The following is a 13475-nucleotide window of genomic DNA, read 5'->3' on the forward strand; positions in this document are numbered from 1 at the left end:
TGCCGAGCTGAAAGGGCAACAGACATGACAAGCAGACTCCCCGCGACGATGCGGCAGATCGGGGTGGCGACCCGGGCGCTGATCGTGTTCACGATCGGCCTGGGGGTGATCTACCCGCTGGCGATGACAGGAGTGGCGCAGGTGCTGTTCCACGGCAACGCCAACGGCTCGGTGATCCAGGTGAACGGCAAGGATGTGGCCTCCGACCTGATCGGCCAGGCGTACACCGAGCAGGCGACCAAGGACGGCAAGCCCGAGGTCGATGCCGACGGCAAGCCGGTGATGGTTGCCGACCCGCTGTGGTTCCAGACCCGGCCCTCCGCGGTGGACTACGACGCGATGGGCAGCGGCGCCTCGCAGTACGGGCCCAACAATGACGAACTGCTCGCCGCGATCCAGCAGCGCCGGAAGGCTGTGGCCGACCTGGAAGGGGTCGATCCGGCCCAGGTGCCGCCGGATGCGCTCACCGCCAGCGGCAGCGGGCTCGACCCGCAGATCAGCCCCGCGTACGCCGCGTTGCAGATCAACCGGGTTGCGAGGGAGCGCGGACTCGGCGTCGCCGAGGTGCGACAGTTGGTGAAGGAGAACACGTCGGGGCGCACCTTGGGCTTCCTCGGGGAACCTACGGTCAACGTGGTCACGTTGAACGCCGACCTTGCCGCACTGAGCTGAGACGATGGGGACATGAGTAGCAGCGGCCGTGGGCACCTGAGGGTCTACCTCGGTGCCGCGCCCGGCGTCGGCAAGACCTACAAGATGCTGGGCGAGGCGCAGCGCCGGCGGGAACGCGGGACGGACATCGTGGTCGGCCTGGTCGAGACGCACGGCCGCGAACAGACCGCCGCGATGCTCGATGGTCTCGAAGTGGTGCCGCGCAAGATCCTGGACTACCGCGGCGCGAGCTTCACCGAGCTGGACCTGGACGCCGTCCTGGCCCGCCGGCCCGAGGTCGTGCTGGTCGACGAGCTTGCCCACAGCAACGTTCCGGGCAGCCGGAACGCGAAGCGCTGGCAGGACATCGACGAGTTGCTGATCGCCGGGATCGACGTGATCTCGGCGGTGAACATCCAGCATCTGGAGTCGATCAACGACGTGGTCGAGAAGATCACCGGCGTACCGCAGCAGGAGACCGTGCCCGACCGGGTGGTCCGGGCCGCGGACCAGATCGAATTGGTCGACATGACGCCCGAGGCGTTGCGCCGCCGGATGGCGCACGGCAACGTCTACGCGGCGGACAAGATCGACGCTGCCCTGGGCAACTATTTCCGGGTCGGCAACCTGTCCGCGTTGCGCGAGCTGGCGCTGCTGTGGCTGGCGGATCGCGTCGACGCCGGCCTGCAGCAGTACCGCGCCCAGCACGACATCGACTCCACCTGGGAAGCGCGCGAGCGCGTCGTGGTCGCGCTCACCGGCGGGCCCGAGGGCGAGACCTTGATCCGGCGTGCCGCCCGCATCGCCGCCCGCTCGTCCGGCGGCGACCTGCTCGCCGTCCACATCGCCCGCTCCGACGGGCTGACCGGCGCCAACCCGGCCAAGCTGGCCCAGCAACGTCAGCTCGTCGAGAGCCTGGGCGGCACCTATCACCAGGTCGTCGGCGAGAACGTCCCGGAAGCGCTGCTGTCCTTCGCGCGAGCCGAGAACGCCACCCAACTGGTGCTCGGCGGCAGTCGCCGCTCGCGCTTGGCCGCGCTGTTCACCGGTCCCGGCATCGGCGCCAGTTCGCTTCGGGACGCGGGAGACATCGACGTCCACATCGTCACCCACTCGGAGATGGGCCGTGGCAGGCTGCCGCGGGCGCAGGGCAGCCTTTCCAAGCGCCGCCTGATCTACGGGTTCGTGCTGGCGGTGCTGCTGCCACCACTGCTGGCCGTGCTGCTGGGTATCGGTGGCGATGCGCTCAATCTGACCAGCAACGCGCTCGCCTTCCTGTTCGCGGTCGTTGTCGTCGCTCTGGTCGGCGGACTTTGGCCGGCGATCCTGACGGCAGTCGCGGGCACGTTCGTACTGAACTGGTTCTTCACACCGCCCGCGCACTCCTTGACGATCACCGAGCCGAACAACGTGCTCGCGCTCAGCATCTTCGTGCTGATCGCCGGCCTGGTCTCGTCGGTGGTCGACCGCGCGGCGCGCCGGACCCGCCAGGCGGCCAGATCAGCAGCCGAGTCCGAGACACTCGCGACCCTGGCCGGCTCCGTACTCCGCGGCGAAACCGCCTTGCCCGCCTTGCTCGAACGGGTCCGGGAGGCGTTCGGGATGACCGGTGCCTGCCTGATGGAACGACTCGAGACCGACGAGCTGACCGAGACCTGGCGACCCATCGCCTCAGCCGGTACGCCGACCTGCCGGCGCCCGGAGGACGGCGATGCCGAGATCCCGGGCCGGGACGACCTCGTCCTGGTCCTGCAAGGCCGGTCGCTGGCCGCCGACGAGCGCCGCCTGGTCGGTGCCTTCGCGGCCCACGCAGCAGCGTTGGTGGACAAGGCCCGGCTCAGCGAGGCCGCTGCCGAGGCGAAGCCGTTGGCCGAAGCAGACAAACTCCGTACTGCGCTGCTTCGTGCGGTGGGCCACGATCTTCGGTCCCCGCTGGCCTCCGCCAAGGCCTCGGTGACCAGCCTTCGCAGTTCCGACGTGGACTGGACTCCTGCGGAGCGGGAGGAGTTGCTCGAAACAGCAGACGAATCACTGGACCGGCTCACCCGGCTGGTGGACAACCTGCTCGACCTCAGCCGCCTGCAGGCCGGCGTACTGCCGGTGTTCACCCGGCCGATGGCGCTGGACGAGATCATGCCCGGCGTACTGGCCGAGGTGGGTGCTGTCGCCGCTGCGGTCAGCGTCGATCTGCCGCACACGCTGCCGTTGGTCGACGCGGACGCGGCTCTGCTCGAGCGGGTGATCGCGAATCTGCTGGCCAACGCGGTCCGGCACTCGCCGCAGGGACGGCCGCCGCTGGTCACCGGGAGTTCGCTGGGTGACCAGGTCGAGGTCCGGGTGGTGGATCGCGGGCCGGGGATCCCGCGGGTCGACCGCGACCGGGTGTTCGCGCCGTTCCAGCGGCTCGGGGACACCGACAACGCCACCGGGGTCGGTCTCGGCCTCGCGCTCGCGCGTGGGCTGACCGAGGCGATGAACGGCTCGCTGCAGCCGGAGGACACACCGGGCGGTGGGCTGACCATGGTCGTATCGTTGCCGGTGGCAACTGTGCGGCCCGGGGACGCGCCGGTCCCCGGCCGTCGTGAGCGGTCCGCGTCCGGTCCGGAGGTGCAGGGATGACCAGGATCCTGGTGGTCGACGACGAACCACAGATCGTCCGCGCGCTGCAGATCAACCTGAAGGCCAGACGGTACGAGGTGCACGTCGCCGGCAGCGGGACGGCCGCGCTCAAGGTCGCCGGGCAGTACCCGCCCGACCTGGTGATTCTCGACCTCGGGTTGCCGGACCTCGACGGCGTCGATGTGATTCGCGGGCTCCGTGGCTGGACCGAGGCGCCGATCCTGGTGCTGTCCGGCCGGACCGACAGCACCGACAAGGTCGAGGCGCTCGACGCGGGCGCGGACGACTACGTGACCAAGCCGTTCGGCATCGACGAGTTGCTGGCCCGGATGCGTGCGGTACTGCGCCGGAGCAACCTGGCCCAGGACCAGCCGGTGGTCGTCGTCGGCGGTGCCCGCGTCGACCTGTCGGCGAAGCGGGTGACGCTGGACGGCGGCGAGGACATCCGGCTGACCCCGACCGAATGGCACCTGCTGGAGGTACTGGTCCGGCATCCCGGCAAGCTCCTGTCGCAGCGGCAACTGCTGACCGAGGTGTGGGGGCCGGGGTACGAGTCGGCCGGCGGCAATCTACGCTTCTACATGGGCCAGCTCCGCCGCAAACTCGAAGCCGACCCGGCCCGTCCGGCCCATCTGCTGACCGAACCCGGGATGGGCTACCGCTTCGAGCCGTGAGAATCCGCTAGGCGCCGCGGCTGAGGAGTTCGTCGAGGATTTCGGGTTCGCGGCGGTAGGGCTCGAAGTGGCCGAGATCGCCGAGTTCGCGCAAAGTTGCTGTGGGCAACTTGTCGACCAGGCGCCGGGCGGCCGGGAACGGGCAGTTGCGATCGGCGACGCCGTGCCACCAGGTCAGACTGGTCTTGATCGCGGTCAGATCGATGTCGGCCCAGTCGCCGCCCATCGCAAGGGTCTCGTCCACCCAGCCGTCCATGCCGTGGGCGAAGGCCGCCTCGATCGCCTTGGTCTGCGCGAGCCGCCAGCGCGGGTCGCTCATCACCTCCAGGTCGGACGCCGGCGCGGTCTTCATCGCCGCCTCCAGCCCGGCCAGCGGTCCTGCCTGCATGGCCTCGTACGACGGAGTGAGTACCTCGCGTACCCCGGCCTCGTCGCCGGCCCGGGCGGCCCGGAAGGCGGCCGCGTTGAGCGGGATCATCGCGTCGTACTCGTGGTCCTCCAGTGGCGGCAGCCCGACCGTGATCGTGGCTGCGACGACCCGATCGGGGTGGTGCGCGGCGAACGCGAGCACGTGCGGACCGCCGCCGCTGCCACCGGTCAGGTAGACCCGGTCCAGCCCGAGGTGGTCGAGAATCGCGGCCAGGTCGTCGGAGTGCTCGCGAAACCGCCGCCCGGGAAGCCTGCTGGAGCGCCCGTAGCCGGGCCGCTCGGTGGTGATGACCTGCAAGCCACGGTCGGTCCAGGCCGACCGATCCGCCCGGATGCTCCAGCGCGACCCCGGCGTACCGGGCAGCCGCAGCAACGGCGTACCGGAGCCGGTTCGGGTCCAGGCGACGGGCCGGCCGTCCGGGCGAATCAGGTCCTCGTCGAGCACATCGGCGTACAGGTCGTCGGTCATGGGCGCGATCATGCCAACTCGTCGGGGTCGTGACGTGTCCGATTCGTTCAAGACTGAGCGCCGCGGGTGCGGGAAGGTGGGGGGCATGGACCTTTTCACTGCTGCCCGGGACTTTGTCCGTACCGACGCCCGACTGGTCGAGCGCCGGCTCTTCGCGACCCTTTTCGAAGGCGCCGATCCGGGCGGGGTGGTGGACGCGCTGCGCGGCTACCAGAACGCCGACGGCGGCTTCGGTCATGCGCTGGAGCCGGACAAGCGGTGTCCGGACAGCCAGGGACTCGACGTCGAGACAGCGTTCGACATCCTGCTGGCGGCCGGTGCCCGCGACGACGACCTGGTACGCCGCGCCTGCGACTGGCTGGCGTCGGTCGCAACCCCTGAGGGTGCGGTCTCGCTGTGCACCCCTGCGATCGAGAACTACCCGCGCGCCGAGCACATCAGCGACTGGACCTACCAGCCGGATCTCAACCCGACCGCCGGTCTGGTCGGCCGGCTGTACAAGCTCGGCGTCGAACACCCGTGGCGGGAGCAAGCAGCGGCCTGGTGTGCGAAGTCGCTCGCCAACGGTCTGCCCGGTGACGCCCACGCGCTGCACGAGGCGATGGAGTACCTCGAACACGCTCCCGGCGGAGTCGACCTGGACCCGATCCGTGCGCACCTGGCCAAGGTCTCCTACTACCGGGCCGACGCCGACGACCCGCAGTACGGCGTGACGCCCCTGCACCTCGCGCCGACGCCGGACAGCGTCTGGCGACCGTTGTTCACCGACGAACAACTCGCCGGGCACCTCGATCGCCTGATCGCCGACCAGCAATCCGACGGCGGCTGGGCCATCACCTGGGAACCCCCTGGCCCCGCAGCCGAACTCGAATACCGGGGGGTCGAGACCGTCCGCGCCCTCCGAACCCTGCAGGCCTACGACCGCTTACCGACCAGCTGAGCACCCCGGGCATAACGCGGCACGAGGCGGGCAGACTGATCGTGCGGTTGTGACAGAATCGGCGGTCGTGAGGAGGCCGGCGGATCGTGCTGATGGGTGACACCTGGGTGCAGTCGCTGATCTCTGCGATCGCCGCTGTGATGGCCGCCGCCCAGCCGATGGTGCCACCCACGCCGATTGCCGGGCAGCCGCCCGCGCAGGTCCGCAAGGCCGGGAACTGGGTCGGGAGCTGGGCGACCGCGGTCACGCAGGCCGACAGGACGGGGCTGTCCGCGACCGGCGTCGCCAACACGACGTTGCGGCAGGTGGTGCATCTTTCCGTCGGTGGCAACTCGGTGCGGATCCGGCTGTCCAACCGGTTCGGGACCCGGCCGTTGGTGGTCGGCCGGACCACCGTCGTGCCCAGCAAGGTCACGGCCGGCGCGACGCCGACCGTCGAGATCCTGCAGATCCTCCCGCTCACCTTCAAGGGCAAGCCGGCCGTCACCATCCCGGTCGGTGCCGACGTGATCTCGGACCCCGTCTCGCTGTCCGTCGCGGAGGACAGCGACCTGGTGATCAGCACCTACTTCCCGTCGGCGACCGGGCCGCTCACGCAGCATCCGGCCGGCTATGCGACCGCCTTCAGCGCGTACGGCGAGCAGACCACGGGTGGCGGCGCGCAGTACCGGAAGATTCCGGGGATGGCCCGATTCGTCGTGTCCGAGGTGGATGTGCGTGGCTCGGCGAAGGGCGCGCTCGTCCTGTTCGGCGACTCGATCACCGACGGGGCGGCGTCGCCGATGGACCGGAACCTGCGCTATCCGGATCAGCTCGCCGACCTGCTTCTCCTGCGCGGGGTCGGTGCCCTGAACGCGGGGATCGCGGGGAACCGGCTGCTCGCGAACGCCGGGTCTTCGGGTGAGGCCGCGATCGGGCGGTTCGAGCGCGACGTGGTGCGGCGTACCGGCGTACAGGCTGTCGTGGTGCTGGAAGGGATCAACGACATCCGGCTGACCAGGGGCGCGATCTCGGCGACCCAGGTGATCGCGGCCCATCGGCAGTTGATCGCACGGGCGCATGCGGCCGGCTTGAAGGCGTACGGTGCGACGCTCACGCCGTACTGGGCCTCCGCGCAGTACACGGTCGGTGGCGAGATCGCGCGGCAGGCCGTGAACCAGTGGATCCGGACCTCGGGTGAGTACGACGGGGTCGTCGACTTCGAGGCCGCGCTCCGCGACCCCAAGTCGCCGCTGCAGCTCCTGCCTGCTTACGACTCCGGCGACCACCTCCACCCGAACGCAGTCGGCTTCACCGCGATGGCCAAGGCCTTCGACCTCAACCTGGTCGGTTAGCCGGATTCGGCTGGGTGTTCCACCTGGCGGTCGCCCCATTGGGTGAGGAGGCCGCGGGCGATCTCGAGGTCGTCGCGGAGCGAGCGGTCGGTGAGGTCGTCGGGTAGCGCGGCCAAGGCGTCTGCGAGCCAGGGCCCGACCGCGGCCGGGGCGAGTTGTTCTGGTGAGATGCCGGCCAGCCGGGCTGCGCGGACCGCCGTGACGAGTTCGCAGGAGAGGACGTCTCGGAGCGCGTCCAGCAACTGCGCAGTGAGTACTGCGGCTTGCGGGGCGAAGCTTGCGTGGTGTTCGGCGCCCCGGCTGAGGGTCGCCGTGCCCAGCGTCGCCGGTTGCGCGGTGGACCGGACCGAGGCGAGCGCGTCGTGAGCGACGTACTCGATCATCATCACGCCGGAGCTCGCCTCGGCTCCGCTCGCCAGGAACCGGCTCAGTCCGGTGAACTCCGGATCGACCAGGTTCGCGACGCGCGAGGTGGACAGCGTCGCCACGCTGTGCAGGCTCAGCCGCAGTGAGTCCAGGGCGAGCGCGATCGGCATCGCGTGCCAGTTTCCGTTGTGCAGCACGGTGTCGCCGGCGACCAGCGGGTTCTCGGCCGAGGCGTTCAGGTCGATCATCAAAGCGTTGCCCAGGGCATCGACATGGTCGACGGCGGGTCCGAGCACCTGAGCGAAGGCGCGCAGACCGAAGGGATCCTGGATCCGGGCCGGCGGGAGCGGTAGCTCGTCCAGCAACCCACGCATCCGGCGGGCGACCCGGACCTGCCCTGGTTGCGGGCGCGCCTCGTGCACCCGCACGTCGTACACCTCGGCGTTGCCGCGGAGCGCGACGTGGGAAAGAGCGCCCACCAGCGGTACTACGTTGATCAGGGTGGCCGCTTCGACGTACGCGAGGCAGGTGTCGGCCAGCGTGAGTGCGTTGCTGGAGAGCAGGGGGAGTGCGCTGGTCCCGTCGATCACGTCGCCGAGTGCGAGCCCGAGCTCCGCGAGCGGGCCGAGGTCGCCGGTGCCGATCGCGCCACCGCGGTGCAGGTCGGGCAGGTTGTCGTCGTTGAGCAGGCCGACGATCGCGTCGGCGACCTCCGGTGCGAGCCCGGAGCCGCCGGTGGCCAGTTGGTTGACCCGGATCAGCAGGCCGAGGCGAACGACTTCCTTGGGGTACGACGTGGTCCCGGTGGTCGAGTGCGAGGCGAGCAGCCGGGCGCCGTGTTCGGGATCGTTGGTCAGCACGTCCCGGTTGGCGCCGACGCCGGTCGTCCGTCCGTACACCGGCCGACGCAGAGCGATCTCCGCGACGGCAGCGGCCGAGTCGGCCATCTTCTTGCGGGCGGTCTCGGCCAACTGCACCGGCGTCCGCCGCTGCCCGAGCGAGACCGCGTCCAGCGGCGTCAGCCCCACCCCGGAAATCTCGATCGGCTCCACTCGCTCAGTGTGCGACCTGTGACCCGCGCCACGAAGGACCTGCACCGCGCCGACGTCTGAAATCCGAGACGCCGAGGTCCTGACCAGTGGGAGGTGCGAGGGCGGGGGTGGTCAGCGCTGCCAGGGGATCGGGACGGCGATGACCTGGAAAGGTGCGGCTGCGGCGGCACCCTTGGCGGACTGGCCGTTCACGACCAGCAGGCGCTCGCCGTCGAAGGCCACGGTGGTCGGGGTGTCGAAGCGCGGATCGTCGTACTGCGGGAGCAGGGTGGCCGAAGTCGCGCCCGGGCTGAGCCTCAGAGCGGAGAGGAAGAACTCCGCGGTCTCGAGCACGTCGCCGCGATTGCAGACGCCGATCAGCAGGTCGCCCAGCAGGAGCAGCCCGTCCGCGGCCCACTCGGTCCGGAGCACCTGGGTGGAACCGTCCAGCTCGACCCGCAGCAGCACCTCTTCACCCGGATCGGCGACCAGCAGGACCGAGTCGTCGAAGGCGACGATGCCGTTGGGGTAGACCTTCGGCCCGGTGTCCTCCAGGTGGATCGGTTCCGGCGCCGCCTCGGTGTTCACCAGATCGAACCGCCAGACCACCGGCTGCGACGAATCGGTCGCATAGGCGTGATCGCCGATCACCCAGACGTCGTTGAGATAGCCCTCGACGCTGCGACGGGAGACGAGTTCGCGGGTGGCGAGGTCGTAGGAGTAGAGGGTGCCGCTTTCCGCGCCGCAGACGACCAGCTGCGCATCGGCGTACAGGGCGAAACCGAGCACGACGGTTCGGCCGTCGGTGCCGCCCGGCGACCAGATCTCCGCGATCTCGCTGGTCAGCTCGCAGCGGTAGATGGTGCCGTCCGTCCGGCTGCCGGAGAAGAAGTCGCCGGCCGGGCCCATCGTGATGCCCTCCGGCTTCACGAAGTCACCCGGGAGGTCGTACGCGTCGATGCTCATGGCGCCGAACCTAGAACGCGCGGGGCCGGCCGCCAACTGGGTTTTCGGAGACGCAAAAGCCCGCCACTCGCGGGGAGTGGCGGGCCTTGGAGCCTGCGGAGTTACGAAGCCTTGCCGTAGCGCTTGTTGAACTTCTCCACGCGGCCCTGGGTGTCCATCACGCGCTGCTGGCCCGTGTAGAACGGGTGGCTGGCGGACGAGATCTCGACGTCGACGACCGGGTAGGTGTTCCCGTCGTGCCACTCGATGGTCTCGGTGCTCTGGCGTGTCGAGCCGGTGAGGAAGCTGAAGTTGCCGGACTTGTCCCGGAAGACGACCCGGCGGTAGTCGGGGTGGACGTCCTTCTTCATGCTGCTGCACTTCCTTCCAGATAAGGGGCGAACGGATCGGTCAGCTGGCTTACCGATTCATCCGCACGAAGGACACAACCATCCAGGCGGCGCTCTAATTCCCAGATGTCCAGATCGATTCCGGTGATGGACAGGTACGACGCCCGGTCGCCGTGCTCGGGGTGCCACTCCAGTGCCGAGCGGGCCTGATGGGTCCGGCCCACCTCGGACCAGCGGTCCGCCGGCAGGTCCGCCAGCCAGCGGCCCAGTACGCCGAGGGAGATGTTCGTACCGAAGCTGTCCCAGCCGAGCCGGAGGTCCGGCCGCGAGGCGAGCCAGACCGTCCCCTTGCCGCGGGCCGTCCCGGCGACCAGGTCCTCGAGGGCGTCGTACAGGCGTTCGGGGTGGAACGGCCGGGTGGACTGCCAGACGAGCGTGCGGACCCGGCCGCCGTCCTGCAGTGGTGCCGTGATGGTGCCGGGCTCGACCCAGGTCTCCGCCGTGCCGGGATCATGCAGCCGTACGCCGAGCAGGCCGGCCGGGTCGGTCCGGACCAGCGCCTGCGGGTTGATCGCCCGGGCCAGCGCCGCGACCGTTTCGTCGGGGTTGCTCAGAATCACCGCGTTGGCGTACTCGAGCTGACGGGCGACCACTTCGGCGATCGCGCGGCCGTCCTCGGCGGCGGTCGGGATGCCGCGGTCGTGAATCAGGTCCTCCCCGGTCAGGTCGGTGACAACCGTCTCGGTGTCCAGAACGGTCAGTACGGCGTCCACCCGGAGCTCGTCGCTGCCGTCGCGGGCGATCTCCTCGGCCAGCGCCTGGGTGTCGCCTGCGCCGGGGACCGACACGATCACTGCTTCGTACTTGCCGGTCGCGGCGATGCTCAGGAGAAGCGAGACCAGCGAACCGCGCATCGCGCAGGAGACACAGGGGTGGCCCATCCGGATCACCTCCTCGTCGATCACGCCGGCCGAGCTCCGCGCGATCCGGATGACGGAGCCGCCGGCGAGACCGCTCACGTCGTACTCGACAAGTACTGCGCTGGAAGTCAGCAGGGTGGTCGCGACGGCGTTCCGGCTGGTCTCGTCGACCCCTGTCAGCAGGGTGACCGGCAGCATGGCGTCTCCCGTCTTATTGAAAATGATTACCAGTAGCGTACACTGCTCAGGACGGCTGGGAATACCGGACTCCACTCCCGGTGTTCACCGTACCCAAGCATTCGACGGCGTCCCGACGCCTGGAAGGAAAGGTCAGATGGCCAAGCGCGACGGAGTTCGCCCGATCATCAAACTGCGGAGCACCGCGGGCACCGGGTTCACCTACGTGACCCGGAAGAACCGGCGCAACGACCCCGATCGGCTGACCCTCAGCAAGTACGACCCGAAGGTCCGCCACCACGTCGAGTTCCGCGAGGAGCGGTAACGGGCGTGGCGAAGACCAGCAAGATCGCCAAGAACGAGCAGCGCAAGAAGACAGTGGCCCTGTACGCCGGGCGCCGGGCGGAGCTGAAGCGGATCATCGCCGATCCGGCCAGTTCGTTCGACGCCCGTGGCGAGGCGCAGCTGAAACTGCAGAGGCTGCCGCGGGACGCGAGCCCGATCAGGGTCCGCAACCGCGATGTCGCTGACGGCCGACCCCGTGGGTTCCTCCGCAAGGCCGGGATCTCCCGGGTCCGGTTCCGCACGATGGCGCACCGGGGTGAGCTCCCCGGGATCACCAAGTCGTCCTGGTAGTTCAGCCGTGCAGCCGGCGCGTCAGCGCGTCGGCTGCCTGTTTCGTCCGGCGGGCCAGCGCCGGGATCGCTTCGGGCGGGACGGATTCGGTCCGGAACGTGACGCTGATCGCGGCGACCGGGTGGCCGACATGATCGACGGCGGCGGTCGCCACCGAGGCGAATCCCGGCGTGATGTGGGATTCCTCGATGGCGTATCCCTGCCGCCGCTCGTCCGCCAGGAGGCGCCGCAACTGGCTCAGAGTCTGCGGGCCGGCGTCGGTACGCCGTACAAAGCTTTCCGGGGTTGGGAACAGGGCCCGCACCTGCGGAGCGGGGAGTTCGGCGAGGAGGGCGCGGCCGGATGCCGTCAACGTGGCCGGCAGCCGTACGCCGACGTCGGTGACCAGCGTGACCGGGCGGGGTGGCTGTTCTTTCAACAGGTACACGAGTTCGCGGCCGTGCAGGACGCCGAGGTGGGCGGTCTGGCCGACGTCGGCGACGAGCTGGGCGAGCAGCGGCCGGGCCAGTCGTTCGAGCGGATCGTGCCGTAGATAAGCGGATCCGATCTCGAACGCGGCGACGCCGAGCCCGTACCGCTTCTCCTCCGGCAGGTGGACGACGAAGCCCTCACTGATCATTGCCTTGAGCAAGTGATAGGTGGACGAGCGCGGCAGGCCGACCGCGGAGGCGATGCGCTCCATCGGTACCGGACCGGGCTGGGTGGCCAGGAACGTCAGTACCCGCAAGGTGCGGGTCGAGGCGGGAACGTTGCCGCTCACAACTGCGAGCGTAGTGCCCAGCCGTCAGAATTCGGCCGATTGGCGAGCCGGGGGCTCCGTGTCCAGCGCGGGCCGGCGTTTCCGCCGGATCCACAGTCGTAGGGCTTCGCCGAGCAACGCCAGGCCGAACAGGCCGAGCGCGACACCCCAGGCGAAGTCCTCCTCGCCGGACAGCAGGAAACCGACACCGGTGGCCAGAGCGGCGAAGACGGTGATCGCGATCAGGAATCTGGTCATGGTCTAGAGGTTCTTCTCCGCGGTCCAGGCCGACGCTGTCGTTTCGTACCCGAGCCGGCGGTTCACCGCGAGCATCGGCAGGTTGTTGCTGTCGTTACCGGTGAACGCGGTGACGAACCCGGCGTCGCGGCTGCGCGCGAGAGCGGCCGACTTCACCACCTTGGCCAGCCCGCGGCCGCGGTACGACGGGATCGTGCCGGTCAGGTTCGACCAGATCACCCGTCGCTCGGGGTCGGCCGTGGTACTCACGAACGACACCACCTGCTGGTCGTCGCTCAGCACGGCGATGCTCAGATCGCGCCGGAGATCCGGGTGGTTCCAGTCGGCCGCGAGCCATTCGTCGTACGCCGGTGTGTGCGACAGCCCGCTCGGATCGCCGTCCGCCACCGCGGCCCAGGCGTCCCAGAGCCGCTGCGGATCGACCTCGTCGAAGGTGACCAACCGCAGACCCTCTGGTACTGCGGCCGGCGCCGGTGCCTGGCTGAGCTCGGCCTTCGCGTGACTCATCCGCCGGGCGAGGGTGAACCCACGCGCGATCGCGAACCTCTTCGAATCGTCGTCGTCCGACACCACGACGAGCAGCCCGCCGGCACCCGCCTTCGCCGCTGCCTCCGTGATCGCCTCGGCCAGGGCACTCCCGATCCCACGCCGCCGCTCGGTCGGCGGAACCTGCACAGTGATCCGCAACCGCGGTGATTCCGCTCCCTGCTCAGGCAGATAAACGTTGCCGTAGCCAACGACCTCGTCGTCCTCGACGGCGATCAGCACGACCCGCGAGGTGTTGGTCCGCAGCTCGGCCTCGATCCCCCGCGCCGTCTTCACCAGATGCGGCATCGCCGCCGCCCACACCCCCGCGATCCCCACCGCGTCCCCGGGCACCGCAGCCCGAATCTCAAACCCCATCCCCCGACCCTACGACCGCGAAGGGTCGCCGATA

General features: G+C 69.7%; 15 protein-coding genes. 7 read left to right on the top strand and 8 right to left on the bottom strand.

What is annotated here, in order from left to right; translation table 11 throughout:
- Nucleotides 1–24 precede the first annotated feature (24 nt).
- Genes kdpC through EV138_RS18590 form a run of 3 tightly spaced genes read left to right on the top strand, consistent with a single transcriptional unit; the run spans nucleotide 25 to nucleotide 3944 of the window.
- Nucleotides 25–672, top strand: coding sequence for a K(+)-transporting ATPase subunit C (kdpC, locus tag EV138_RS18580; protein ID WP_133980141.1), 648 nt, complete (start codon nucleotides 25–27; stop codon nucleotides 670–672).
- Nucleotides 673–684: 12 nt separating this feature from the next.
- Complete coding sequence (locus EV138_RS18585; protein WP_133980142.1) at nucleotides 685–3270, top strand: sensor histidine kinase; 2586 nt, start codon at nucleotides 685–687, stop codon at nucleotides 3268–3270.
- Nucleotides 3267–3944 (top strand): response regulator, encoded by a 678-nt coding sequence (locus EV138_RS18590; RefSeq protein ID WP_133980143.1) that lies wholly within the window; start codon nucleotides 3267–3269, stop codon nucleotides 3942–3944. The genes EV138_RS18585 and EV138_RS18590 overlap by 4 nt, the downstream gene beginning before the upstream one ends.
- 7 nt (nucleotides 3945–3951) lie before the next feature.
- On the opposite strand, the gene EV138_RS18595 is transcribed toward EV138_RS18590, so the two are convergent.
- On the bottom strand, nucleotides 3952–4842 hold the full coding sequence (locus EV138_RS18595; protein WP_166678634.1) for an alpha/beta fold hydrolase: 891 nt from the start codon (nucleotides 4840–4842) through the stop codon (nucleotides 3952–3954).
- Nucleotides 4843–4927: 85 nt separating this feature from the next.
- Here EV138_RS18595 and EV138_RS18600 point away from each other — a divergent pair, with 85 nt between their 5' ends.
- Both EV138_RS18600 and EV138_RS18605 read left to right on the top strand, forming a co-directional pair.
- A complete protein-coding gene (locus EV138_RS18600) occupies nucleotides 4928–5782 on the top strand; it encodes a prenyltransferase/squalene oxidase repeat-containing protein (RefSeq protein WP_133980145.1) in 855 nt (284 codons plus the stop codon).
- 92 nt (nucleotides 5783–5874) lie between these two features.
- Nucleotides 5875–7116: an SGNH/GDSL hydrolase family protein gene (locus EV138_RS18605; RefSeq protein WP_133980146.1), complete on the top strand. Its 1242-nt coding sequence runs from the start codon at nucleotides 5875–5877 to the stop codon at nucleotides 7114–7116.
- Here the strand turns inward: EV138_RS18605 and EV138_RS18610 are convergent.
- From EV138_RS18610 to EV138_RS18625, 4 genes are all read right to left on the bottom strand, one after another.
- Nucleotides 7113–8534, bottom strand: a complete 1422-nt coding sequence (locus EV138_RS18610) for an aromatic amino acid lyase (RefSeq protein WP_238158218.1) — start codon at nucleotides 8532–8534, stop codon at nucleotides 7113–7115. The two genes, EV138_RS18605 and EV138_RS18610, sit on opposite strands and share 4 nt — an antisense overlap.
- Before the next feature lie 111 nt (nucleotides 8535–8645).
- Nucleotides 8646–9479 carry an SMP-30/gluconolactonase/LRE family protein gene (locus EV138_RS18615; RefSeq protein ID WP_133980147.1) on the bottom strand — a complete coding sequence of 278 codons (834 nt, stop codon included), beginning with the start codon at nucleotides 9477–9479 and terminating at the stop codon, nucleotides 8646–8648.
- A 101-nt stretch (nucleotides 9480–9580) separates the two neighbouring features.
- Complete coding sequence (locus tag EV138_RS18620; protein ID WP_112248623.1) at nucleotides 9581–9829, bottom strand: type B 50S ribosomal protein L31; 249 nt, start codon at nucleotides 9827–9829, stop codon at nucleotides 9581–9583.
- A complete protein-coding gene (locus EV138_RS18625; protein ID WP_133980148.1) occupies nucleotides 9826–10926 on the bottom strand; it encodes a CobW family GTP-binding protein in 1101 nt (366 codons plus the stop codon). The genes EV138_RS18620 and EV138_RS18625 overlap by 4 nt, the downstream gene beginning before the upstream one ends.
- 136 nt (nucleotides 10927–11062) lie before the next feature.
- On the opposite strand from EV138_RS18625, the gene rpmG reads away from it, so the two are divergent.
- Both rpmG and rpsN read left to right on the top strand, forming a co-directional pair.
- The gene (rpmG, locus tag EV138_RS18630) at nucleotides 11063–11230 is read left to right on the top strand and encodes a 50S ribosomal protein L33 (RefSeq protein ID WP_112248621.1); all 168 of its coding nucleotides are present in this window, start codon (nucleotides 11063–11065) and stop codon (nucleotides 11228–11230) included.
- Between the two features lie 5 nt (nucleotides 11231–11235).
- Nucleotides 11236–11541 carry a 30S ribosomal protein S14 gene (gene rpsN / locus EV138_RS18635; RefSeq protein ID WP_133980149.1) on the top strand — a complete coding sequence of 102 codons (306 nt, stop codon included), beginning with the start codon at nucleotides 11236–11238 and terminating at the stop codon, nucleotides 11539–11541.
- Nucleotide 11542: 1 nt separating this feature from the next.
- On the opposite strand, the gene EV138_RS18640 is transcribed toward rpsN, so the two are convergent.
- From EV138_RS18640 to EV138_RS18650, 3 genes are read right to left on the bottom strand one after another with little or no spacing between them, the layout of a single operon-like run.
- Nucleotides 11543–12301: an IclR family transcriptional regulator gene (locus tag EV138_RS18640; RefSeq protein ID WP_133980150.1), complete on the bottom strand. Its 759-nt coding sequence runs from the start codon at nucleotides 12299–12301 to the stop codon at nucleotides 11543–11545.
- Nucleotides 12302–12325: 24 nt separating this feature from the next.
- Nucleotides 12326–12538 carry a hypothetical protein gene (locus EV138_RS18645; RefSeq protein ID WP_133980151.1) on the bottom strand — a complete coding sequence of 71 codons (213 nt, stop codon included), beginning with the start codon at nucleotides 12536–12538 and terminating at the stop codon, nucleotides 12326–12328.
- A 3-nt stretch (nucleotides 12539–12541) separates the two neighbouring features.
- The gene (locus EV138_RS18650; RefSeq protein WP_238158219.1) at nucleotides 12542–13441 is read right to left on the bottom strand and encodes a GNAT family N-acetyltransferase; all 900 of its coding nucleotides are present in this window, start codon (nucleotides 13439–13441) and stop codon (nucleotides 12542–12544) included.
- Nucleotides 13442–13475: the final 34 nt, after the last annotated feature.

The organism is Kribbella voronezhensis, from assembly GCF_004365175.1.
GTDB lineage: Bacteria > Actinomycetota > Actinomycetes > Propionibacteriales > Kribbellaceae > Kribbella > Kribbella voronezhensis.